The organism is Leucobacter sp. NPDC058333 (assembly GCF_042726155.1).
Lineage (GTDB): Bacteria > Actinomycetota > Actinomycetes > Actinomycetales > Microbacteriaceae > Leucobacter.
In genome coordinates this window covers 411,732-433,621 of record NZ_JBHXHV010000002.1, presented here as the reverse complement: position 1 = coordinate 433,621, position 21,890 = coordinate 411,732, and the positions used below count along the sequence as shown (strand labels likewise).

Below are 21,890 nucleotides of genomic sequence, written 5' to 3'. Positions count from 1 at the left end.
CTTCCTGTGTGCGGCCGATTCGGCCGTGTGAGCATATGCGGGTCCCAGGCTACCCGACCCCGGTTGCGGCGAGCGTGCGAGCCACTTGGCAGTAGCGTTGGAGCATGCTGCAGACTGCGCTTCTCGCCACTCGCCACGCTGTTCGCGACGCCCTGCGGGCGGAGCTCGGAGGCAAGGCTGACTCGGGTGGTGCGCCCGGCGGCATAGAAAAACCCCGCGTGCTCGTCGCGCTCTCTGGCGGCGCCGATTCGCTCGCGCTCGCTGCGGCGGTCGCCTTCGTTGCTTCGCGCGAGGGGTTCACGGCGGGGGCCGTGATCGTGGATCACGGGCTGCAACTGGGATCGGCGGCGGTGGCGGATCGGGCGGCTGACCAGGCCCGTGGGCTCGGCCTCGAACCGGTGGTCATTCGCCGGGTCGCCGTCGCAGCCGCGGGGGAGCGAGCTGATGGCCCCGAGGCGGCCGCGCGGGACGCGCGCTACGCCGCGCTCGCGGACGTCGCGCGGCAGCTCGGCGCCCGCGCGATCCTGACCGCCCACACCCGCGACGATCAGGCGGAGCAGGTGTTGCTCGGTATCGCCCGTGGTTCCGGCGCGCGCAGCATCGCCGGGATTCCGCCGCGCAGAGAGCTCGGCGACGGCCTCGTGGTGCTGCGCCCGTTCGTGCGCCCCGATCCGTCGATCACCCGCGAGATCACGGTCGCCGCGTGCGGGGAGGCGAGGCTCGAGCCGTGGCAGGATCCGCACAATGCCGACCACGCGTACGCCCGCGTGCGCGTGCGGGAGACCGTGCTGCCCACCCTGGAACGTGAGCTCGGCCCCGGTGTCGTGGCTGCGCTGGCCCGCACCGCCGACCTCGCCCGGGAGGACGCCGAGGCGTTCGACGAAATTATCGAGGAGCAGATCGAAGAGATCGTCGAACACGCTGAGGCGGGAATCGCGGTCTCGGTGGGCGCCCTCGCCGCAAACCCGGCCGCGCTGCGCCACCGCATTATTCGCCGGGTCGCAGAGGCGGAGTTCGGCAGCGAACTGAGCCGAGAGCACACTCTTGCGATCGCGTCCCTCGTGACCCACTGGCGCGGGCAGGGCCCGATTGAGGTGCCCGGAATCACTGTCTCGCGCGCCGGATCCCGCATTGCGTTCACCCGCAGGCTCGGATCGCCGCGCTCCGGGCAGCCCGCAACTGCTGACGGTGTCGCAGCGACCCCGCCGGCAGTGGAAGAATAGACGCATGGATGCGAAACATCTGGGTGACCAGCTCTCTGTCGTACTGCACACCGAAGCGGAGCTGCACCAGCGGCTCGCCGAACTCGCCCGCGAGATCGAGGCTGACTACACCGAGGAGCCCCCGCTGCTCGTCGGTGTGTTGAAGGGTGCCGTCATGGTGATGGCCGACCTCGCCCGCGAACTGCGGTTCCACGCCCAGATGGATTGGATGGCGGTGTCGTCTTACGGCGCCGGCACGAAGTCGAGTGGCGTCGTGAAGATTCTTAAGGATCTCGACGCCGACATCACCGATCGCGATGTGCTGATCGTTGAAGACATCATCGATTCGGGCCTCACGCTGTCGTGGCTGAAGGAGAACCTCGAAAGCCGCGGCGCGAAGTCCGTGCGCATCTGCACGATGCTGCGAAAGCCAGAAGCGCTCAAGGTCGAGGTCGATGTCGCCTACGTCGGCTTCGATATTCCGGTTGAGTTCATGGTCGGCTACGGGCTCGACTACGCAGAGAATTACCGCAACCTGCGCGATGTCGCAGTGCTTGCACCTCACGTCTACGGCGGCGAGTAACCCGCGACGCACGCTCACGGCGCGAGTGCGCCGTGAGCGGACAAGCGCCCCCGGCTCAGACCGATGCCAGTGGCATTGGCTACGCTTACCGATGCTGGATCTTCCGGCACGTCCCTGTTGAAAGGTCCGGTCTTGGCAGAGAATTCGACGAAGAGCCCCTCGAAGAGCCGTCGGCTCCTGCGCGGGCCGCTGCTCTATTTGATCCTTGCGCCGATCATCGTGCTGCTCGGTTGGTCCCTGCTCTCGGGTGGAAGCACCCGCGAGGTCTCCACCGACCGCGGGCTCGAACTGTTGTCGGCGGGTAAAGCGCAGCACGCTGAGATCGTCGATGGCGATCAGCGCGTCAATCTGAAGCTCGCGAAGGCCGACTCAAAGACCGGCTCGCAAGAGGTCTACTTCTACTACGTCACCCCGCGCGGCACCGACATCGTCGAGGCCGTCGACAAGGCAGACCTGAAGGACGGCTACTCCGATCAGGTGCCGCAGCCGAACCCGATCTGGTCGCTGCTCAGCTTCATGCTGCCGCTGCTGCTGATCGGCCTGCTGATCTGGTGGATGCTGTCTTCGATGCAGGGTGGCGGCCGCGGCGTCATGCAGTTCGGCAAGTCGAAGGCCAAACTGGTGTCGAAAGAGACCCCGCAGGTCACGTTCGATGATGTCGCCGGTGCGGACGAGGCCGTCGAAGAGCTGCACGAGATCAAGGACTTCCTGCAAGACGCGACGCGGTTCCAGGCCGTCGGCGCGCGCATTCCGAAGGGCGTACTGCTCTACGGCCCGCCCGGAACGGGCAAGACGCTGCTCGCTCGCGCGGTCGCCGGTGAGGCTGGCGTTCCGTTCTACTCGATCTCGGGTTCTGACTTCGTCGAGATGTTCGTCGGCGTCGGCGCAAGCCGCGTGCGCGACCTCTTCAAGGAAGCGAAGGCGAATGCCCCGGCCATCATCTTCGTCGACGAGATCGACGCGGTCGGCCAGCGTCGCGGCCAGGGAATGGGCGGCGGTCATGACGAGCGAGAGCAGACCCTGAACCAGCTGCTGGTTGAGATGGACGGCTTCGACCCGAAGACGAACGTCATCATGATCGCGGCGACGAACCGCCCCGACATGCTCGATCCGGCGCTGCTGCGCCCGGGGCGCTTTGACCGACAGGTCGGCGTCGACGCACCCGACATGCCCGGTCGCCTCAAGATCTTGCAGGTGCACGCGAAGGGGAAGCCGCTCTCGAAGAACGTCGACCTCGAAATCGTTGCGCGTAAGACCCCCGGGTTCTCGGGCGCCGATCTCGCAAACGTGCTCAATGAGGCCGCGCTGCTCACGGCCCGCTCGAACGCGCAGCTCATCGACAATCGGGCCCTCGACGAGGCGATCGATCGCTCGATTGCCGGCCCGCAGCGCCGCACGCGCCTCATGCGCGACCACGAGAAGCTCATCACGGCGTACCACGAGGGTGGGCACGCGCTCGTGGCCGCGAGCATGAACCACACCGACCCGGTGACGAAGATCACGATCTTGCCCCGCGGCCGCGCGCTCGGGTACACGATGGTGATTCCCCTCGAAGACAAGTACTCCATCACGCGCAACGAGTTGCAAGATCAGCTCGCGTACGCGCTCGGCGGCCGCGTCGCCGAAGAACTCGTGTTCCACGACCCGACGACGGGCGCGGGCAACGACATCGAGAAGGCCACGAGCACGGCCCGCAAGATGGTCACCGAGTACGGTATGTCGGCGACCGTCGGCCCCGTGAAGCTCGGTCAGGGGCAGCCCGGCGCGTTCATGGGCGAGTTCGGTCAGAACCGCGACTACTCGGAGGGCGTCGCCACGACGATCGACTCCGAGGTGCGTCAGCTGCTTGAGCAGGCGCACAACGAGGCGTACGAGATGCTCGTCAAGAACCGCGACATCCTCGATTCGCTCGCCCGCGAGCTGCTCGAGAAAGAGACGCTCGACCACCTGCAGATCGCCGAGATCTTCCGCGACGTGCAGAAGCTTCCGCCGCGCGAGACCTGGCTGTCGCACGACGACCGCCCGGTCTCGACGCGCCCGCCGATCGAGGTGCCCGCTGCTGTGCGCACGGACAATCGCGCGGTCGGCGATCCCGCGCCCGCGGGTGAGAACGACGCCGCAGCACCGAGCGACCCGCCAGTGCCAACTGAGCCCGGTACACCCGCTGCGCCGACTGCACCCGCTGAGCCGACTGCGCCAGTTGATCCCGCCGCGCCGATCGATCGCATCGCCCCGATCGATCACACGCCGACGACCCCTGAGCCGCTCGCGCCGGGCGAGTCGAGCCAGCCCCCGCGCAACCTCGGGGTGCGCGACGACGATAGCGACGACTCGAAGTAACGGGATGGCTGACACGGTGGATCGGGAGCGAATCGCTTCGGCGGTGCGCGAGCTCATCAGCGCGATCGGGGAGAACCCCGACAGCCCTGAGCTCGCGAGCACCCCGTTTCGCGTCGCCGACTCGTACGCCGAGTTCTTCGCGGGTGTCGGGCAAGACCCGAGCGTGCTGCTCTCCGATTCGGTGCCGGTCGGCGACGACACCGGTGAGCTCGTGCTGGTGCGCGACATCACGCTGCGTTCAATGTGTGAGCATCACCTGCTGCCGTTCCGTGGCCGGGCGCACATCGCCTACCGCCCCAACGCACGAGTCGTTGGCCTGAGCGCGATTCCGCGCGTGGTCGACGTGCTCGCCGCCCGCCCGCAGATGCAGGAGCGGCTCGGCGAACAGATTGCTCAGACGCTCGATGACGGCCTCAACCCGCACGGAGTGCTCGTCGTGCTCGAGGCCAGCCACGGTTGCGTCGCCGACCGGGGCGTCCGCCAGAGCGAATCGACCACGGTCACCGTCGCCTCGCGCGGCACGCTTGCTGACGCCGCTGAACAGGCGGCGATCTTCGCGCTCATCGGCCGCTCCGAGAGCGGCGCGGCGTGACCTCGCCCGGTGCGAGCCCTCTCGTCATGGGGGTGCTCAACGTCACCCCAGACTCCTTCAGCGACGGCGGCCACTATGCGTCGCACGATGCGGCGATAGCGCGCGGCCTCGAACTGGTCGCGAGTGGCGCCGACATCGTTGACATCGGCGGTGAATCGACGCGACCGGGAGCGACGCCGGTTCCGGGCGACGACGAGCTGCAGCGCGTGCTACCGGTCGTCACGGCCCTCGCGGAGCAGGGCATAGCGGTTTCCGTTGACACGCTGCACGCGGCCACCGCGGCCGCGACGGTCGCGGCCGGTGCGCGCTACATCAACGACGTGTCGGGCGGGCTGCACGATGCGGGCATGCTCGAAGTCGCGGCCAATGCGAGCCGCACCCGTGCGACCCGGTTCATCATCGGGCACTGGCGGGGCATTCCCGACCCAGCGCACCTGCGCTCCGACTATGACGACGTCGTACGCGAAGTCGTGGCGGCCCTTGACGATCGCGCGAACGCCGCGGTCGCGGCCGGGGTCGACCCCGCCCACATCGTGCTCGACCCGGGCCTCGGATTCGACAAGACCGGCGCCCAGTGCTGGCAACTGCTCGCGGGCCTCGATGAGCTGCGTGCGCTCGGGTACCCGGTGCTCGTCGGCGCCTCACGCAAGCGAATGCTGGGGGAGGCGCTGCAGGGGCTGGTCACAGAGGTGCACGAGCGCGATCTGGCGACTGCGGTGGTGAGCGCGCTCGTTGCTGAGCGCGGCGCGTGGGGCGTGCGCGTGCACGACGTCGCCGCCACGCGCCAGGCGCTCGCCGTGCAGCACGCGTGGAGCTCGGGGCGGCGTGCAGCGCGCGCGTCGTCGGCCGACACCTCGCAGGATCGCATCACCCTGACCGGGCTTGAGGTGTACGCGCACCACGGAGTGTTCGACTTCGAGCGTGAGCGGGGGCAGCGGTTTGTGATCGACGCCGAAGTTGCCGTTGATCTCGCGCCGGCCGCAGCTGGAGACGCGCTTGCGCGAACCGTTCACTACGGCGAGCTGGCTGAGGCCATCGCCGCCGCGGTCGGGCGCGACCCCGTCGATCTCATCGAGACTGTCGCCGAACGCGTCGCTGCCGTAGCCCTCGGCTTCGCCGGGGTGCATTCCGCGCGCATCACGGTGCACAAGCCCGACGCGCCCATCGACCTGCAGTTCGCCGATGTTTCAGTGACGGTCGAACGCGTTGCGAATCGGGGGGCCGCACTGTGATCGCGCAGCTCGTGCCGGTGCTCTTTGCGTTCGGCGCGAATCTGGGGGACCGCGGTGAAACGATCCGAGCGGCGCAGGGCGAACTCGCGCAGACTCCCGGCATCGACCGATTTGAAGCCTCGCCGCTGCGTGAGACGATCGCACTCACGACGTCGGGCCCCGATCCCGAAGCCCCCCGGTACCTCAACGGCGTCGCCACGGCATTCACGACGCTCAGCCCCCACGACCTGCTTGACGCGATGCAGGCCATCGAGAGGTCGCACGGCCGCGTGCGCGATGCCCGCTGGGGCGACCGCACGCTCGACATCGATCTCGTGCTCTTCGGTGGGCGCGTTATCAGTGACGAACGGTTGCAGGTGCCGCACCCGCGGGCACACGAGCGCGACTTCGTGCTCGCGCCGTGGCTTGACCTCGACCCCAATGCGGTGCTGATGGGTCACGGTCGGGTCGCAGAGCTGCTGCGCCGGATCGGCGACACGACCGCGCCGCTGCTCGACGCCAGTGCCGCTCCGACCGACCCCGGGGGCCGCGATGCGCAAGATTGAACGCAGCAATCCGCTCGTGACCCTCGCCGTGGCCGCGATGGGCGCGGCCGTTGGCCTCGTGGTGCAGTTCGCGCTGTCGAGTCGCGGCGCCCCGCCGCTCGTGCCACCGCTGTCGCTCGCCGCGTCGCTCGTGCTGGTCGCCGGCGTGCTGCTCGTATTTGGCATCCGGTTACGCCGCCAAATCCAGAAGCAGCCGGGCGCCATCAACCCGTTCCAGGCGGTGCGCCTGCTCGTCACGGCGCGCGCCGGCCAACTCGTCGGCGCGCTGTTCGGCGGCTTCGGGGGCGGCCTGCTGCTCTCGCTCGCGGGGCGCAGCGTTCCCGCGACGGCATCGACGTGGCTGCCGATGGCACTCACCGTTGTCGCGGGCGCAGCGCTCATCGTGTGCGCCGCGGTTGTCGAGCACTGGTGTCAGGTGCCTCCGGGCAACGACGGCGATGCCGAAACTGATACTGACCCCCAGCAGGGACCGGCCGACTCGGCTGTCTACCGCGATCGCTAGCGGGCACACGACCGACGCTCAGCGCGGGCACGAACGCGATCGCCCCCGACAGCCTGAGTCGCTAGCCCTATGCTGGTCGCATGACTACGGATCGCGTCGAGACGACGCAGCGCGCAGCCAACTGGCCGACCGAGCAGGTTGAATGGAATCGGGTCTCGCCGAAATACGCGTGGGCCGATCTCACGATGAACGTGCTGTTTGACGTCGTGCTGGTTATTGTCTACGTCGTGATTCTCGTCGTGACCGAGTCAGAGGCCCCGCTTTTAGTGCGCATCGGGCTTCCCATCGTGATTTTCTTGTTCCTCGTGAATTCGATTCTTGCCTTCCGGCGCGTCCGTGCCATCGGCTACGTGCTGCGTGAGGACGACCTGCTCTTCCGACGCGGCATTATGTTCGAGCGTGTGATCGCGGTGCCGTACGGTCGCCTGCAGCTTGTTGACGTCACCCGCGGGCCGCTGCTGCGTGCGCTCGGACTCGCGACACTCAAGTTCGTCACCGCGTCGGCAGCGACGGGCGTGAATCTGCCCGGACTGCGTCACGAAGACGCCGAGGCGCTGCGTGATCGACTGGTGACGCTCGCCGAGGCGCGGAGGTCGGGTCTGTGACCGGACCCGTCGATCTCGCCGTTGACGCGCAGCTGCCCGGTTCGTCGGACGCCGACGGCTGGCGGCGCATGCACCCGCTCTCGCCGCTGTTGCGTGGGGGTCTGGCGCTACTCGTGATCGCGGGCATCATCATCGCAAACTTCCGCGATCACCTCGTTGAGTTCTTCTTTACGAGCGGCTCATCAAACGAGGTTGCCGATGACAAAGACCTCGTTGATCTCTACGAGTATCTCGTCGAACAGGGGCTGTTGCTGATCGTGCTCGGCGGCATACTCCTCGTGATCCTGTTGATCGTGCTGTTCTCGTGGTTGGCATGGCGCTTCTCGTCGTACCGAATCACGGAGTCCGCGGTCGAGGTGCGCAGCGGAGTGCTGTTCCGCTCGCATCGCCGCGCGCCGCTCGAACGCATTCAGAGCGTGAATCTGCAGCGTTCGATGCTCGCCCGCGCGCTCGGCCTCACCAAGATCGAGGTCGTCACGGCCGGCCAGGGCGGCAAGGTTGAGCTCTCGTACCTGGGCCACCGCGACGCGAAGACGGTGCGCGAGCAAATCCTGCAGGTGTCCGGATCGCGCCGCCGCGGCGCGGCCGAGCCCCGGGCGGTCGCGGACGTTGCTGCGCCCGCTCCGGTCGGGCTCGACGGTTACGTCTACACCGAGTCGAGTGATGCGCTGACCGCTCGGGCGCACGATTTTATCGACGCCGATATCGACCCGCAGGCGCTCGAGGCTCAGACACTGGTGAAGGTGCCGGTGGGGCGACTGATCGCGAGCATCGCACTCGGGTGGGAGTCCGTCATCTTGGTGCTGCTCGTCGTCGGCATCATCGTGGGCGGCGCACTGCTCGAAGCCTTCCTGATTTTCGGCATCGTGCCGCTGCTCATCGTGATGGCGAGCGTGATGTTCGGGCAGTTCAACAAGGGTTTCAATTTCACGCTCTCGCGAACCCCCGACGCTGCGCGCATCGGATCGGGCCTCACGTCGACCATCACCGAGACCATTCCGTTCGGCCGCATTCACGCGGTCGAGGCGAGACAACCGCTACTCTGGCGGCCGCTGGGCTGGTGGCGGGTGCGTGTCACGACCGCCGGGCACTCCGTTGGCCAGGGAGGCCAGAACACGATTCAAAACGTGGTGCTGCCCGTGGGACGCGAGGCCGACGTACTGCGCGTGATTGACACGCTGCTGCCCGGAGTCGGCGGTCACGCAGACGAGATCGAGTCGCTTCGTGAGGGGCTGTCGGGGGACGCTGTTCACTACATTCGGCCGGGCAAACGGGCCGGAGCCGTGCTGCTCTGGGGTCGTCGCCGCGCTGGTCTGCACCTCGTCGATACCGGGGGAGACGACGCCACCTTGCGCGTGCGCCGCGGTGTGCTCACCCGGTCACTCTCGATCATGCCCGTGTTGCGTGCGCAGTCGGTGCAGCTGCGACGCCCGCTCGTGCACCGCATGCTCGGGCTCGCGTCGGTGCAAGCGCACACCGTGCTCGGACCCGTGCGGATGGAGATGCGCGGCCTTGAACTCGGGACGGCCCGCGAGATTTTTGATGCGCTCGCGGCACTCGTGCTGCGAGTTCAAGGAGCCGAGGCTTTGCGCATTGCTGAGGGACGCCAGGGCGCGTGGGGAGCTCCGGCGGCCTCAGCCGCCCCATCGGCTCCCGCTGTCACGCCTCCCGCTGTCACGCCTCCCGCTGTCACGCCTCCGGCTGCCGCGCCAGAGCCCCGGATCCCGCGTCACGGCAGCGCCGATACAACGGGCGCCGAAGCGTGAACGCGTCAGCACAGGCTTCGCGCCTCGGAATCGGCATCGTCGGGGCTGGCCGCGTCGGCCCAGTGCTCGCGCGCGCACTCGCGGGGGCCGGGCACGCGATCATCGGCATCACGGCGCTCAGCGAAGACAGCCGCGAACGGGCCGAAACAATGCTGCCCGGTGTGCCGGTGCTCGACGTCGCCGAGGTGGTGAGGCGATCCGAACTCGTGCTCTTTGCCGTTCCCGGGAGCGAACTGCCCGGCCTCGTTGCCGGGCTCGCGGCCACCGGCGCGTGGCAGCCCGGGCAGCTTGCGATTCACACCGCGCCCGAGCACGGCATCGGTGTCTTCGCCCCCGCGCTCGCTGCCGGCGTGATCCCGCTCGCGCTGCACCCGGCGATGGTGTTCACCGGAACCAGTCTCGACCTGACACGGCTCGCCGAGGCGACCGTCGCGGTCACGGCCCCCGCACCCGTGCTGCCCATCGGGCAGGCGCTCGCGGTCGAGATGGGCGCGGAGCCGGTGATTGTCGCCGAGCAAGATCGTGCCGCGTACGCCGAAGCCGTCGGCGCCGCGAGCGAGTTCTCGCGCGCTATTGTGCGGCAGGGCATTGCGGCGCTGAGCGGACTCGGCATCGAACGTCCCGATCGGGTGATCGGCGGCATCGTGCGCGCGGCAATCGAAGAGGAGCTGATCGCCGGAGACCTCGATTCGGAGGGGTAGTTGGCCCGGCGCGCGACGGTCGGGGAGGCCAGCCCGCCGGAAGCTAGGATGGATCGGTACGCCAATACGATCCGGAGGATCCCGCCGCCATGAGTGAGCAGACCGCAGCACCCGCCGAGAGCGCCCCCGAGGCGACCGCCGAAGAGATCTTCGAGCAGAAGCGGGTGCGCCTCGAGAAGCGCGACCGGCTCAACGCCGACGCCGATCTCGCCGGTGGCGCCTACCCCGTCGCGGTCCCGGTGACCACAACGATTCCTGCGGTCCGCGAGAAGTACGGACACCTTGAGGCCACGCCCGACACTGCATCGGGTGATGTCGTGGGCATTGCCGGCCGCATCGTTTTTCAGCGCAACACCGGCAAGCTCTGCTTCGCATCGCTGCAGTCGGGAGACGGCACGCGCATTCAAGCGATGGTCAGTCTTGCCGAGGTCGGCGAGGAGTCGCTTGCGCGGTACAAAGAACTCACTGATCTCGGCGATCACCTGTTCGTGAGTGGCGAGGTCATCTCGAGCCGTCGCGGAGAGCTCTCGATCATGGTGCGCGAGTGGGCGGTTGCCGCGAAGGCCATCGCGCCACTGCCGAATATGTACGCGGAGCTGAACGAAGAGACCCGGATTCGTCAGCGCTATCTCGACCTGATTCAGCGGGAACAGGCCCGCGTCAACGTCGTCACGCGCGCTCGCACGATGGCGAGCCTGCGACAGACGTTCGCAGAGCGTGACTTCATCGAGGTTGAGACCCCGATGCTGCAGACGATGCACGGCGGCGCTTCGGCGCGACCGTTCGTGACGTTCTCGAACGCGTTCGATACCGAGCTGTTTCTGCGCATCGCGCCAGAGCTGTACCTGAAGCGCGCCGCAGTTGGCGGTCTCGAGCGCGTGTTCGAGATCAACCGCAACTTCCGTAACGAGGGCGCTGACTCGACCCACAGCCCAGAGTTCGCGATGCTCGAGGCCTATGAGGCCTACTCCGACTACAACGGAATCGCCGACCTCACCCAGCAGCTCATTCAGAATGCGGCGCTCGCGGCGAACGCGGGCACCGAGCGAGCGGGCACGCACACCGTCAAGTGGGCAGATGGCACGCTCTTCGACCTCGGCGGTGACTGGGATCGGATCTCGATGTACGGCACGCTCTCCGAGGCCGTCGGCCGCGAGATCACGCCCGAGACGAGCGTCGCCGACCTGCAGGCGCTCGCCGACGCTGCTGGCGTCGAGGTGCACCTGCCCAACCACGGCAAGCTCGTTGAAGAGCTGTGGGAGCACTTCGTGAAGCAGGGGCTCACGCGCCCGACCTTCGTCATGGACTTCCCACTCGAGACGAGTCCGCTCACGCGGCACCACCGGACGATCCCCGGTGTCGTTGAGAAATGGGATCTCTACGTGCGTGGCTTCGAGCTCGCGACCGGGTACTCGGAGCTCGTCGACCCCGTGGTGCAGCGTGAGCGTTTCACGCAGCAGGCGGCTGAGGCGGCCCGCGGCGACGATGAGGCCATGCCGATCGACGAGGACTTCCTGCGCGCGCTCGAGCACGGCATGCCGCCGTCGGGTGGCATGGGCATGGGTATGGATCGCCTGCTGATGGCTCTCACCGGTCTCGGCATTCGCGAGACGATTCTCTTCCCGCTCGTCAAGTAACTACGCCCGGCCGCTCAGCTTCGCTGGGGGCGCGGCCGATACACTGGGGGCACTATGGACAATTGGTGGTGGAACGCGCTCTGGTCGCTGACTCCGACCGTGCTGATCGGGCTCTTTTTCTGGATGGTGCTGCGGCTCATCCTGCGGGCCGATCGCACGGAACGCCGTGTCTATCAGCAGATCGAAGCCGAGGAGCGAGCGAAGGCCGGGCTGCCGTCGCGCGAGGAATCCTGAGAGCTTCCTGATCCCCGCTACAGTTGAGGTGGGCGTGGGCGAGTGCTCACGACGCTGAGTAACTGGGAGGGGCTTCGATGACCTTCGATTGGCTCGGCGTCAACTGGCCGCTCGTCTGGACCTGGATTGTACTGGTCGTCGACAACGTCATCCGGATCGTGGCTGTGTTCGTCGTGCCACGCAATCGCCGCCCGACCTCTGGTATGGCCTGGCTGATGGCGATTTTCGCGCTCCCTGTGCCCGGGCTCCTCCTGTTTCTCGTGATCGGCAGCAAGCGGCTGCCGCGCTCTCGCGAGGAGAAACAGGAAGCCATCAATCAGTTCGTTGCTCAGATCGCTGATGAAGAAGAAGCGGACCTGACGACGCCGTCCGAGCGACTTTTCCCCGCCCTCAATAGCGTTGTCCGGCTCGGCAGGCAGTTGGGTGCGCAGCCGATGTTGCAGGGGAACACTGCGTCGCTCTGCATCGACTACACCGATTCGTTTGCACGGATGGCTGCGGCCATCCGCACCGCGAAAGATTACGTGCACGTGGAGTTCTACATCCTGGTGCACGACGAGACAACGAACGACGTCTTTGCTGCGATGCGGGAGGTCGCCGCGCGCGGGGTCAAGGTGCGCGTGCTGCTTGACCACATTTCTGCCGTGCGCAATCCGGGCGCCAAGCGCACGAGGCAGAGCTTGACCGATCTCGGCGCGGAGTGGTCATACATGCTGCCGGTGCGCCCGTGGCGCGGGGAGTACCAGCGCCCCGATCTGCGCAATCACCGCAAGCTCATCGTCATCGACGGCGAGATCGGGTTCATGGGCTCGCAGAACCTGGTCGATTCGAGCTATAACAAGCGTTCGAATCGTCGGCGCGGGTTGCACTGGAAAGACCTCATGGTGCGGGTCGAGGGGCCGATCGTGCTCGGGCTCGAAGCGGTGTTCCAGGGCGACTGGTACTTGGAAACAGGCGAATACCTGACGAACCTCACCGAAGACACGTTTGAGGTTGAGCAGCCCGGCGAACTCGACTGCCAGATCGTGCCGAGCGGCCCGGGCTACGCGGGCGAGAACAACCTGCAGGTCTTCGTTGCGCTCCTCTACGCCGCGCAGCGCCGCATCAGCATCACAAGCCCCTACTTCGTTCCCGACGGATCGATCATGAACGCGCTCCGCGCGGCGACGGCGCGCGGAGTCGAAGTCGAGCTGTTCGTCTCCGAAACCGGCGATCAGGCGGTCGTGTACCACGCGCAGCGTTCGTACTACGAGGAGCTGCTGCGCGCTGGCGTGCGTATCTGGATGTTCAGGCCGCCCTACATTTTGCACTCCAAGCACTTCACCGTCGACGACAAGGTTGCTGTGGTCGGATCGTCGAATATGGACCAGCGATCGTTCGGTCTGAATATGGAAATCTCGATGGTCGTGCACGGCGAGAGCTTCGTGCAAGACCTCGATGAGATCACTGATTACTACCGTGAGAACTCACGCGAACTGACGATCGAGGAGTGGGAAAAGCAGTCGCTGCCCGCCCAATTGCTCGATGGAATCGCCCGTTTGACCTCGGCGCTGCAGTAACACGTATTCGTGTGAAGACGACGTCACGCAGTGGCGATATCGTCGGTCTTCGGCACGCAATCTGAGGAAAACGAGGGGCGCAATTTTGGCGCCTGCGCTCAGCGCGATGCCTGCCCGCGCCTGTGCGAGCGGCGGTTTTGGAATACGGCGCGGAACGTGCCACTATTCCCTTACCAAATTCGTTCGGAAGGAAACGCAATGGCGCGTCGACAGTATTCACAGACTTCCACCGGTTCAGCACACGGTCACCTCGAAAGCGATGCCCCGGCTACCGCCGTCTCGGAGGCCCCCACTCCTGCGACCTCGGCAGCTGCCGTAGCGTCGGAGACCGTTGCGGCGGCGGCTCCCGCGACGCCGACGCCGACGCCGACGGCCGCGGCCAAGCAGCCGGTCTCGCGCAAGCCAGCCACCAAACGGGCGGCGGCCAAGAAGCCAGTGGCGAAGCCGGTCGCGAAGCCGAGCGCCGTGAAGTCGACGACGTCCGCGAAGTCGGCGACTGCGACAGCCGCGACCAAGCCGAAACCAGCAGCCGCACCGAAGTCGGCCGCGACTGCGGCCACTTCGGCCGCCGCGTCGCCCCAGGCGGCAGTCGCCCCCGCGGCCCCGCGCAAGTCGCTGCTCCGTGGCAAGCGCCCCCGCAAAGCGCCCAGCACCGGCCCAGTGACGATCGGCCGCAGCGGCTTCACGAAGCTCAAGAACATGTCGGAGATTCGGCACTACCTACGCACGAGTGACACCCCGGTCTTCTTCGTCGGCGCGACAGCGTTCAACCTGCTCGGCCTCGACCGCTGGGTGCGCGGTTTCTCGTACATCTCGTACTACGACAGCTGGGACGGCACGCACCCGCGCGTGTTTAGCCCGACCGAGCGCCCATACGTCGAGTTCGAGAGCGGCGAAGACATCAACAACTGGCTGCTGCGCAACCACGAGGTGCGCGCGTACATCGAGCGCCGCACGCCCCAGGGCCAGCGCCCCCAGATCGTGATGGTGTTCTTCAATGAAGAGACCGAGCGAATCTGTGACGAGCTTGACTACGACCTGATCATGCCCAGCAACGCACTCCGCGAGCGCCTGGACTCAAAGATTGTCACGACGCAGATTGCCGATTCGGTCGGCGTGCCCAGTGTGCCGAACGTGCTCACGAGGGTGGCCGACTGGGATGAGCTGGTGAAGGTCACCAATAAGGAGAAGCTGGGGCAAGATCTGGTGATCCAGACCGCCTACGGCGACTCTGGCAAGACCACCTACTTCGTGACCAGCGAGGCCGAGTTTGCGGCCGTCGCCGACGAGGTGGTCGGTGAAGAGATCAAGGTTATGAAGCGCATCAACAATCGCCCGATCGCGATCGAGGCGGTGCAGACTCGGCACGGCACCATCGTGGGTCCGTGCATGACTGAGCTCACCGGGCACACCGATCTCACGCCGTACCGCGGCGGATGGGCGGGCAACGAGATGTTTCCCACCGTGCTCGACGACGAGAGTCGCCACGCTGCCGTTCAACTCGTGCGCAAGCTCGGTGACCGGCTCGGCAAAGAGGGGTATCGCGGCTTCTTCGAGGTCGACGTACTGCTCGACACCGACACCGGCGACGTCTACCTCGGCGAACTCAACCCGCGCGTGAGTGGCGCCTCGGCGATCACCAATGTGACCGCCGGTGCCTACGCCGACGTGCCGCTGTTTGCCTTCCACCTGCTGGAATACTCGGGTATCGATTTCGAAGTCGACATCGACGAGATCAACCGTCGCTGGGAGGAGCTCGCCTCGGAAGATGAGTGGAGCCACATGGTCATCAAGCACACCGCCGACACGGTGGAGCACATCGACGCCGCCCCGCTCACGGGACGCTACGTGATCGACCACTTCGGCAATCTCAATTACAGCCACGGCGATCTCGACTGGCATCTCCTCTCGAACGAGGGGGAGGCGTACTTCATGCGAATCTACCGCGAAGGCGACTACCGCTGGAAGGGCGCGGATCTCGGGATCCTCGTCACGAAGGCGCAGCTCGAGACAAGTCACGGCGGCTTGACGTTGCACGCGAAATACCTGATCGACGCGATCCGTGGCATGTACTCGGTGTCGTCCGTCGACGGTGAAGCGCCCGTGCTGAAGCCCGCCCCCGCCAAGGGCAAATAGGTTTCGTGGGATACTGAGCGGATGTGTGCCGAGACCATTTACGGGACGAGTTCGACCGCGGGAATCGGGGCGCCGACACTAGACCAGTGGCAAATCGCCCCCTACCTGCAGTGGTCGATGCAGAATATCGAGAGTTTCTTGCCAGTTCACCAGATTGCCAGCGGCGCGCGAATTACAGAGTTCGCGCGTCGGCCGGTGGACCTCGAGTCGCTGATCATTCCGCACCCTTGGGAAGATCGCGTGGCGTCATTCGGTGAGGTGATGCAGTCGACCCACACCGATGGGTGGCTCGTGGCACACCGCGGCACGATCGTTGGCGAGCAGTATCTCGGCACGATGGCGCCCGGCACGATGCACCTGCTGATGTCGGTGTCGAAGTCGCTGACGGCGACAACGGCTGGCCTACTCGCGGGAAGCGGCGAGCTGGATCTCGACCGACCGGTTACGGACTACGTGCCCGAGCTCGCGGGATCCGGCTACGCCGGTGCCCTCGTGCGGCACCTCGTCGACATGCGCACCGGGGTGCACTTCTCAGAGGAGTACCTGAACGAGGACGCGGAGGTGCGCCTGCTCGAGGAAGCGATCGGATGGGCGACGAAGAAGCACCCCGAGGTGCCGAACACCCTGCTCGGTTTCCTCGCGACGCTCGGCCAAGATGGTCCACACGGGGGCGCATTCGATTACAAGTCGTGCGAGACCGACGCGCTCGGTTTCGTGATCCAGGGCGCCACGGGCCGCCACCCAGCAGATGTCATGTCGGAGCGGCTCTGGCAGCCGATGGGCGCCGAGTTCTCGGCGCACGTTGGCGTTGATTCGGTCGGCGCCGGCATGTTCGATGGGGGAGTCTCGGCAGCACTGCGCGACCTCGCTCGCTTCGGTCACCTGTTTGTCAACGGTGGGGCCGCGCTCGATGCTGCCGCGGTCGTGCCGGCCTGGTGGGTCGACGACACCTACGCTGGCGGCCTGGATTCGCGCGAGGCTTTCGCAAACGCGAGCGAGCCGACGCTGATGCCGGGAGGGATGTACCGCAACGGTTTCTGGTTCCCGGGCGAGAGCGGAGACGTGATGCTGGCCCTCGGAATCCACGGTCAGATGATCTATATGAACCGGATCACCGGCGTCGTCGGCGTGAAGGTGTCGAGCTGGCCAACGCCCCAAGACGCGGAGAAGCTGTTCTGGACGCTGCGCGCATTCGACACCGCTTCGCTGGCGCTGCACCAGGGCGAGCTGTAGGTTCATGATGCTGCTCTCGGAGGCGACGGCCGAGCGCACCGTGTCTTAGTCGCACCAGTCACACACAGAGGATCAACACATGTTCGCAGTTACCACCAACGATGTTCCCGGCTACCGCATCACGCAGGTGCTCGGGGAAGTGATGGGCCTGACGGTGCGGTCGGCAAACTTCGGCCAGAACTTCACCGCGGGCTTCCGCGCTCTCGGCGGCGGCGAGATGCCCGAGTACACAAAGGTGATTTACGAGTCACGCTGGGAAGTCATGAATCGCATGTGGGCAGAGGCGCAGTCACGCGGCGCCAACGCGGTCGTGGCCATGCGCTTCGATTCGGGATCGATTGGCAACTTCACGGAGTTTTGCGCCTACGGCACAGCCGTCGTGATCGAGCCGCTCGCTCCCCAGACTCCGGCGAACCCGGCCCAGGCCCAGAGCTAGCTCGCGCGACCGCGCTCTCGCGTCAGAGTGCGTGTTGGCGTGCGGGGGTGCCGAGGCGGCGGACGGTAATACGGCCCGGGGTGGCAGACGGGGTTGGCGCCGGGGCTGCAGTCCCGGTCGCGCTTGGCGCTTCCTGTGCTGACAGCAGCCAGGCCTCGCCGTTGAGAATTCGCGGTGCCTCCTCCCCGCTCAGCGTCGTCAGCGCGGCCCGAATGAGCGCGCCGTGAGCCACAACAACGGACCCGGGCGCTTCCCGGAGTAGGCGCTCGAATGCTGCAGCTCCGCGCTCAGCCAGAGTGCCCGGCGGCTCGGCGTCGGGCACATCGAGGCCGGGCCACTGTGCCTCGGCGTCGCGCACCAGTTCACCCTCGGCCGATCCGAAGTCGCGCTCGATGATGTCTTCTGCGATCTCAGGCCCGGCGAGCCCGAGTCGCTCAGCGATGATGCGGCCGGTGGTCGCCGCGCGGTCAAGCGGCGAGACCACGACGCGCTGCCAGTCGCCAGCACGTCCGAGCAGCTCGGCGACCTCGCCAGCCTGCGCGATGCCGGTCTCATTTAAGGGAATGTCGGTGCGACCCTGAATGCGACGACCGATGTTCCAGTCAGTCTCTCCATGACGCACGATCAGCAGGGAGGCGGCGGGGATCCCGGAAGAACTCATGCCTCCACCGTAGCCGCGCGGTGTGAACCGCCTGTCACGCCTGCGGCGAACACGGCACCGCGATCCCGAATCACCACGTAACCTGGGTCCATCGGCGGCGCCTTTCCCGTGCTCCAGGCGTCGCAAGGAGGTAGGAGATGTTCGAGAGATTCACTGATCGTGCTCGCCGCGTTGTCGTGCTCGCCCAAGAAGAGGCGAAGATGCTCAACCACAATTACATCGGTACTGAGCACATTCTGCTCGGCCTGATTCACGAGGGCGAGGGCGTTGCAGCGAAGGCGCTTGAGCAGCTCGAGATCTCGCTCGACGCGGTGCGTGCGCAGGTTACCGACATCATCGGTACCGGGCAGCAGCCGCCAGCGGGGCATATCCCGTTCACGCCCCGTGCCAAGAAGGTGCTCGAGCTGAGTCTGCGCGAAGCGCTGCAGCTCGGTCATAACTACATCGGCACCGAGCACATTCTGCTCGGCCTCATCCGCGAGGGTGAGGGCGTTGCGGCGCAGGTGCTCGTCAAGCTCGGCGCCGACCTCAACCGTGTGCGCCAGACTGTCATCCAGCTGCTCTCCGGCTACCAGGCCGGCAAAGAGAGTGCGACGGTGGGCGCGCCCGAGACGGGCGGCGAGTCGAAGGGCTCGCAGGTGCTCGACCAGTTTGGCCGCAACCTGACGCAGGCCGCGCGCGAGGGCAAGCTCGACCCGGTCATCGGTCGTGAAAAGGAAGTCGAGCGGGTCATGCAGATCCTCTCGCGCCGCACCAAGAACAACCCGGTACTGATCGGCGAGCCCGGCGTCGGCAAGACTGCCGTCGTCGAGGGGCTCGCGCAGGCAATCATCAAGGGCGAGGTGCCCGAGACGCTGAAGGACAAGCAGGTCTACGTGCTTGACCTCGGTTCGATGATCGCCGGTAGCCGTTACCGCGGTGATTTCGAGGAGCGCCTGAAGAAGGTCACCAAAGAGATTCGCAATCGCGGCGACATCATCATCTTCATCGACGAGATCCACACGCTCGTCGGCGCGGGTGCTGCCGAGGGTGCGATCGACGCGGCCAACATCCTGAAGCCCATGCTTGCTCGCGGTGAGCTGCAGACCATCGGTGCCACCACGCTCGATGAGTACCGCAAGCACTTCGAGAAAGACGCCGCGCTTGAGCGTCGGTTCCAGTCGATCCAGGTCGCGGAGCCATCGCTGCCGCACTCGATCAACATCTTGAAGGGCCTGCGCGACCGCTACGAGGCGCACCACAAGGTTTCGATCACCGACGGCGCGATTGTCGCCGCGGTGAATCTGGCCGATCGCTACGTGCAAGACCGCTTCCTGCCAGACAAGGCAATCGACCTCATTGACGAAGCAGGCGCACGCCTGCGGCTGTCGATCCTGTCGAGCCCGCCCGAGCTGCGTGAATTCGATGAGAAGATCGCGATCGTGCGCGCCGAGAAGGAGCAGGCGATCGAGGGTCAAGACTTCGAGGCGGCGGCGAACAAGCGCGACGAAGAGAAGAAGCTGATCGCTGAGCGACTCCGCCTTGAGAAGCAGTGGCGCGCGGGCGACGTTGCGACCAAGGCAGAGGTCGATGAGGGCCTGATCGCTGAGGTGCTTGCACAGGCGACCGGTATTCCGGTCTTCAAGCTGACCGAAGAGGAGACCTCGCGTCTTCGCTTCATGGAGGAGGCGCTGCACCAGCGCGTCATCGGTCAGAACGAGGCCATTTCGGCACTCGCGAAGACTATCCGCCGTCAGCGCGCGGGCCTGAAAGACCCGAAGCGCCCCTCTGGCTCGTTCATCTTCGCCGGCCCCACGGGCGTCGGCAAGACCGAGCTCGCAAAGGCACTCGCCGAGTTCCTGTTCGACGACGAGAACGCGCTGATCTCGCTCGACATGTCTGAGTACGGCGAGAAGCACACTGTGTCGCGTCTCTTCGGCGCTCCTCCCGGGTTCGTCGGGTTCGAAGAGGGTGGCCAGCTCACCGAGAAGGTGCGCCGCAAGCCGTTCTCCGTCGTGCTCTTCGACGAGATCGAGAAGGCACACCCCGACATCTTCAACTCGCTGTTGCAGATTCTCGAGGAGGGTCGCCTCACCGACGGCCAGGGCCGAGTGATCGACTTCAAGAACACGGTCATCATCATGACGACGAACCTTGGTTCGACCGCGATCGCCGGTGGCCCCGTTGGCTTCCAGCTCGAGGGCGACTCCTCGGTTGGCTACGACATGATGAAGGGCAAGGTCAACGAGGAGCTCAAGAAGCACTTCAAGCCCGAGTTCCTGAACCGCGTCGACGACACGATCGTCTTCCCGCAGCTGACCAAGCCGGAGCTGCTGCAGATCGTCGACCTGTTCGTCAAGCAGCTGAAAGACCGCCTGCTCGATCGCGACATGCACATCGAGATCTCGGCGCCGGCGCGCGAGCGTCTTTCCGAGGTCGGGTACGATCCGACACTCGGTGCTCGCCCGCTGCGCCGCGCGATGCAGCGAGAGATCGAGGATCGCCTGTCCGAGCGCATCCTGAGCGCCGAACTGCTGGCCGGCGATCTGGTGAAGGTCGACTTCGTGGACGGCGAGTTCACGTTCGAGACCGAGCGTCGCGCTGATCGCGATCCGAGCGCGTCTTCGGCGTCTGCCGCTGCCGCGGTCGCCTCGACGGCGGCCACCCCGGGCACCGCGGAGTAACCTCCGCCCCTCGGCAACAGTAAACGGGCTCGCTGCTTCGGCAGCGGGCCCGTTCTGTATGCGCGGCGGGGCCTAGACTGGGCTGATGAACGCCGGCCCCGAGATCAGTATTCGCAGCGCGCGCACCGGAGATGTGCCGCAGATGGTTGCACTGATGGAGCCCCTCGTTGCGAGACGCATTCTGCTCGGCAAAGACCTCGTCGACCTGTACGCAGCCGTGCCCGAGTTTCTCGTCGCGGTCGATGCGACGGATGCTGTCGTCGGGTACGGCGCCGTGCACGTGATGTGGGAGCAGCTCGGCGAGGTGCGCACGCTCGGCGTCTCAGATCGATTGCTGGGCCGGGGTGTTGGGCATCAACTACTCACCGCGCTTGAAGACCGGGCGCGCGCGCTCGGTCTGCAGCAACTGTTCTGCCTGACCTTCGAAACCGAGTTCTTCGGTAAGCACGGCTTCGAGCAGATGAGCGAAGATACCGAGCTGATCGCCGCCGAGGTGTACGCCGAGCTGCTGCGCTCGAGTGACGAGGGCGTTGCGGAGTTCCTGGATCTGGCGCGCGTGAAACCGAACACGCTCGGCAACACGCGCATGCTGAAGCACCTGTAGTCAGAGAACGCGGATACGCTGACGCCATGTCGACCCTGAAGGATCCCGTCGGACCGAAAGATCGCAGCGTGTATGTGCGGCGCCGGCTGATCGTACTGCTGTGCCTGCTCGCGGTGATCGTGGCCATCGTGCTGATCATTCTGCGCCCGGGGTCGCACAGCAATATGGCGAACCCCGACACAGTCGAGGTTCCGAAGGACATTGCGGGATCGACCGCGACTACCGACAGTGAAGAAACTGACGACGGCAGTGACGTACCGGAGTGTTCAGCGGGCCAGTTCACCGTCACGCCCGCAACCGACAAAGGCGATTACGCGGCGGGGGAGAACCCGAAGCTCTCGCTCAGTGTCGAAAACACGGGCGACGAGGCGTGCTCGGCAGATCTCGGCAGTGCAAACCTCACTTTTGTCGTCGCGAGTGGTGATGACGAAGTGTGGCGGTCGGGCGACTGCCAAAAGAATGCGGAGCACCTGGCTGTCATTTTGGAGCCGAAAAAGCCGCTCAAGACCGATGCCATCACGTGGGACCGCACGCGCTCGAGCCCCGAGACCTGCGACATCACTCGCGACGCGGTTGCGGCGGGCGGCGCCTCCTATCACCTGCGCACGACCGCGGCTGGCGTGCAGGGCACGGGCACCGCTCAGTTCCTGCTGTACTAG

General features: G+C 66.2%; 21 protein-coding genes. 19 read left to right on the top strand and 2 right to left on the bottom strand.

What is annotated here, in order from left to right:
• Positions 1 to 104: 104 nt before the first annotated feature.
• The 13 genes from tilS (at position 105) to cls (ending at position 13,498) form a co-directional block, all read left to right on the top strand.
• A complete protein-coding gene (tilS, locus tag ACFWHR_RS09825; RefSeq protein WP_382448124.1) occupies positions 105 to 1,223 on the top strand; it encodes a tRNA lysidine(34) synthetase TilS in 1,119 nt (372 codons plus the stop codon).
• 4 nt (positions 1,224 to 1,227) lie between these two features.
• Entirely contained in the window at positions 1,228 to 1,785 is a 558-nt protein-coding gene (hpt, locus tag ACFWHR_RS09820) for a hypoxanthine phosphoribosyltransferase (RefSeq protein WP_382448123.1), read from the top strand.
• Positions 1,786 to 1,917: 132 nt separating this feature from the next.
• The gene (ftsH, locus tag ACFWHR_RS09815; RefSeq protein ID WP_382448122.1) at positions 1,918 to 4,125 is read left to right on the top strand and encodes an ATP-dependent zinc metalloprotease FtsH; all 2,208 of its coding nucleotides are present in this window, start codon (positions 1,918 to 1,920) and stop codon (positions 4,123 to 4,125) included.
• Positions 4,126 to 4,129: 4 nt separating this feature from the next.
• The gene (folE, locus tag ACFWHR_RS09810) at positions 4,130 to 4,717 is read left to right on the top strand and encodes a GTP cyclohydrolase I (RefSeq protein WP_382448121.1); all 588 of its coding nucleotides are present in this window, start codon (positions 4,130 to 4,132) and stop codon (positions 4,715 to 4,717) included.
• On the top strand, positions 4,714 to 5,949 hold the full coding sequence (gene folP / locus ACFWHR_RS09805; RefSeq protein ID WP_382448120.1) for a dihydropteroate synthase: 1,236 nt from the start codon (positions 4,714 to 4,716) through the stop codon (positions 5,947 to 5,949). The genes folE and folP overlap by 4 nt, the downstream gene beginning before the upstream one ends.
• A complete protein-coding gene (gene folK / locus ACFWHR_RS09800) occupies positions 5,946 to 6,494 on the top strand; it encodes a 2-amino-4-hydroxy-6-hydroxymethyldihydropteridine diphosphokinase (RefSeq protein WP_382448119.1) in 549 nt (182 codons plus the stop codon). Before folP ends, folK begins: the two co-directional genes overlap by 4 nt.
• A complete protein-coding gene (locus ACFWHR_RS09795) occupies positions 6,481 to 6,996 on the top strand; it encodes a DUF3180 family protein (protein ID WP_382448118.1) in 516 nt (171 codons plus the stop codon). Before folK ends, ACFWHR_RS09795 begins: the two co-directional genes overlap by 14 nt.
• Before the next feature lie 80 nt (positions 6,997 to 7,076).
• Positions 7,077 to 7,601, top strand: coding sequence for a PH domain-containing protein (locus ACFWHR_RS09790; RefSeq protein ID WP_382448117.1), 525 nt, complete (start codon positions 7,077 to 7,079; stop codon positions 7,599 to 7,601).
• Positions 7,598 to 9,367: a PH domain-containing protein gene (locus tag ACFWHR_RS09785; RefSeq protein ID WP_382448116.1), complete on the top strand. Its 1,770-nt coding sequence runs from the start codon at positions 7,598 to 7,600 to the stop codon at positions 9,365 to 9,367. Before ACFWHR_RS09790 ends, ACFWHR_RS09785 begins: the two co-directional genes overlap by 4 nt.
• On the top strand, positions 9,364 to 10,068 hold the full coding sequence (locus ACFWHR_RS09780; RefSeq protein ID WP_382448115.1) for a Rossmann-like and DUF2520 domain-containing protein: 705 nt from the start codon (positions 9,364 to 9,366) through the stop codon (positions 10,066 to 10,068). The genes ACFWHR_RS09785 and ACFWHR_RS09780 overlap by 4 nt, the downstream gene beginning before the upstream one ends.
• Before the next feature lie 89 nt (positions 10,069 to 10,157).
• On the top strand, positions 10,158 to 11,705 hold the full coding sequence (lysS, locus tag ACFWHR_RS09775) for a lysine--tRNA ligase (protein WP_382448114.1): 1,548 nt from the start codon (positions 10,158 to 10,160) through the stop codon (positions 11,703 to 11,705).
• A gap of 54 nt (positions 11,706 to 11,759) precedes the next feature.
• A complete protein-coding gene (locus ACFWHR_RS09770; protein ID WP_382448113.1) occupies positions 11,760 to 11,939 on the top strand; it encodes a hypothetical protein in 180 nt (59 codons plus the stop codon).
• 77 nt (positions 11,940 to 12,016) lie between these two features.
• Positions 12,017 to 13,498, top strand: coding sequence for a cardiolipin synthase (gene cls, locus ACFWHR_RS09765; RefSeq protein WP_382448112.1), 1,482 nt, complete (start codon positions 12,017 to 12,019; stop codon positions 13,496 to 13,498).
• 245 nt (positions 13,499 to 13,743) lie between these two features.
• Here the strand turns inward: cls and ACFWHR_RS09760 are convergent, their stop codons facing one another.
• Positions 13,744 to 14,109 carry a hypothetical protein gene (locus tag ACFWHR_RS09760; RefSeq protein WP_382448111.1) on the bottom strand — a complete coding sequence of 122 codons (366 nt, stop codon included), beginning with the start codon at positions 14,107 to 14,109 and terminating at the stop codon, positions 13,744 to 13,746.
• A gap of 49 nt (positions 14,110 to 14,158) precedes the next feature.
• On the opposite strand from ACFWHR_RS09760, the gene ACFWHR_RS09755 reads away from it, so the two are divergent.
• The 3 genes from ACFWHR_RS09755 to ACFWHR_RS09745 all read left to right on the top strand — a co-directional run bounded on the left by ACFWHR_RS09755 (position 14,159) and on the right by ACFWHR_RS09745 (position 17,303).
• The gene (locus tag ACFWHR_RS09755; protein WP_382448110.1) at positions 14,159 to 15,634 is read left to right on the top strand and encodes a biotin carboxylase; all 1,476 of its coding nucleotides are present in this window, start codon (positions 14,159 to 14,161) and stop codon (positions 15,632 to 15,634) included.
• A gap of 21 nt (positions 15,635 to 15,655) precedes the next feature.
• A complete protein-coding gene (locus ACFWHR_RS09750; protein ID WP_382448109.1) occupies positions 15,656 to 16,867 on the top strand; it encodes a serine hydrolase domain-containing protein in 1,212 nt (403 codons plus the stop codon).
• Between the two features lie 79 nt (positions 16,868 to 16,946).
• Positions 16,947 to 17,303 (top strand): YbjQ family protein, encoded by a 357-nt coding sequence (locus tag ACFWHR_RS09745; RefSeq protein ID WP_382448108.1) that lies wholly within the window; start codon positions 16,947 to 16,949, stop codon positions 17,301 to 17,303.
• A gap of 22 nt (positions 17,304 to 17,325) precedes the next feature.
• Here ACFWHR_RS09745 and ACFWHR_RS09740 read toward each other — a convergent pair whose 3' ends face one another.
• Positions 17,326 to 17,964, bottom strand: coding sequence for a histidine phosphatase family protein (locus ACFWHR_RS09740; protein ID WP_382448107.1), 639 nt, complete (start codon positions 17,962 to 17,964; stop codon positions 17,326 to 17,328).
• 137 nt (positions 17,965 to 18,101) lie between these two features.
• Here ACFWHR_RS09740 and ACFWHR_RS09735 point away from each other — a divergent pair, with 137 nt between their 5' ends.
• From ACFWHR_RS09735 to ACFWHR_RS09725, 3 genes are all read left to right on the top strand, one after another.
• Entirely contained in the window at positions 18,102 to 20,627 is a 2,526-nt protein-coding gene (locus ACFWHR_RS09735) for an ATP-dependent Clp protease ATP-binding subunit (RefSeq protein ID WP_382448106.1), read from the top strand.
• Between the two features lie 85 nt (positions 20,628 to 20,712).
• Complete coding sequence (locus ACFWHR_RS09730) at positions 20,713 to 21,231, top strand: amino-acid N-acetyltransferase (protein ID WP_382448105.1); 519 nt, start codon at positions 20,713 to 20,715, stop codon at positions 21,229 to 21,231.
• A 26-nt stretch (positions 21,232 to 21,257) separates the two neighbouring features.
• Positions 21,258 to 21,890, top strand: coding sequence for a hypothetical protein (locus tag ACFWHR_RS09725; RefSeq protein WP_382448104.1), 633 nt, complete (start codon positions 21,258 to 21,260; stop codon positions 21,888 to 21,890).

Excerpts from the sequence above, each read along its gene's own strand:
- tilS (WP_382448124.1), top strand. The coding sequence starts at position 105 with ATGCTGCAGACTGCGCTTCTCGCCACTCGCCACGCTGTTCGCGACGCC.
- hpt (WP_382448123.1), top strand. The coding sequence starts at position 1,228 with ATGGATGCGAAACATCTGGGTGACCAGCTCTCTGTCGTACTGCACACC.
- folE (WP_382448121.1), top strand. The coding sequence starts at position 4,130 with ATGGCTGACACGGTGGATCGGGAGCGAATCGCTTCGGCGGTGCGCGAG.
- ACFWHR_RS09795 (WP_382448118.1), top strand. The coding sequence starts at position 6,481 with ATGCGCAAGATTGAACGCAGCAATCCGCTCGTGACCCTCGCCGTGGCC.
- ACFWHR_RS09790 (WP_382448117.1), top strand. The coding sequence starts at position 7,077 with ATGACTACGGATCGCGTCGAGACGACGCAGCGCGCAGCCAACTGGCCG.
- lysS (WP_382448114.1), top strand. The coding sequence starts at position 10,158 with ATGAGTGAGCAGACCGCAGCACCCGCCGAGAGCGCCCCCGAGGCGACC.
- ACFWHR_RS09770 (WP_382448113.1), top strand. The coding sequence starts at position 11,760 with ATGGACAATTGGTGGTGGAACGCGCTCTGGTCGCTGACTCCGACCGTG.
- cls (WP_382448112.1), top strand. The coding sequence starts at position 12,017 with ATGACCTTCGATTGGCTCGGCGTCAACTGGCCGCTCGTCTGGACCTGG.
- ACFWHR_RS09750 (WP_382448109.1), top strand. The coding sequence starts at position 15,656 with ATGTGTGCCGAGACCATTTACGGGACGAGTTCGACCGCGGGAATCGGG.
- ACFWHR_RS09745 (WP_382448108.1), top strand. The coding sequence starts at position 16,947 with ATGTTCGCAGTTACCACCAACGATGTTCCCGGCTACCGCATCACGCAG.
- ACFWHR_RS09740 (WP_382448107.1), bottom strand. The coding sequence starts at position 17,964 with ATGAGTTCTTCCGGGATCCCCGCCGCCTCCCTGCTGATCGTGCGTCAT.
- ACFWHR_RS09735 (WP_382448106.1), top strand. The coding sequence starts at position 18,102 with ATGTTCGAGAGATTCACTGATCGTGCTCGCCGCGTTGTCGTGCTCGCC.
- ACFWHR_RS09730 (WP_382448105.1), top strand. The coding sequence starts at position 20,713 with ATGAACGCCGGCCCCGAGATCAGTATTCGCAGCGCGCGCACCGGAGAT.
- ACFWHR_RS09725 (WP_382448104.1), top strand. The coding sequence starts at position 21,258 with ATGTCGACCCTGAAGGATCCCGTCGGACCGAAAGATCGCAGCGTGTAT.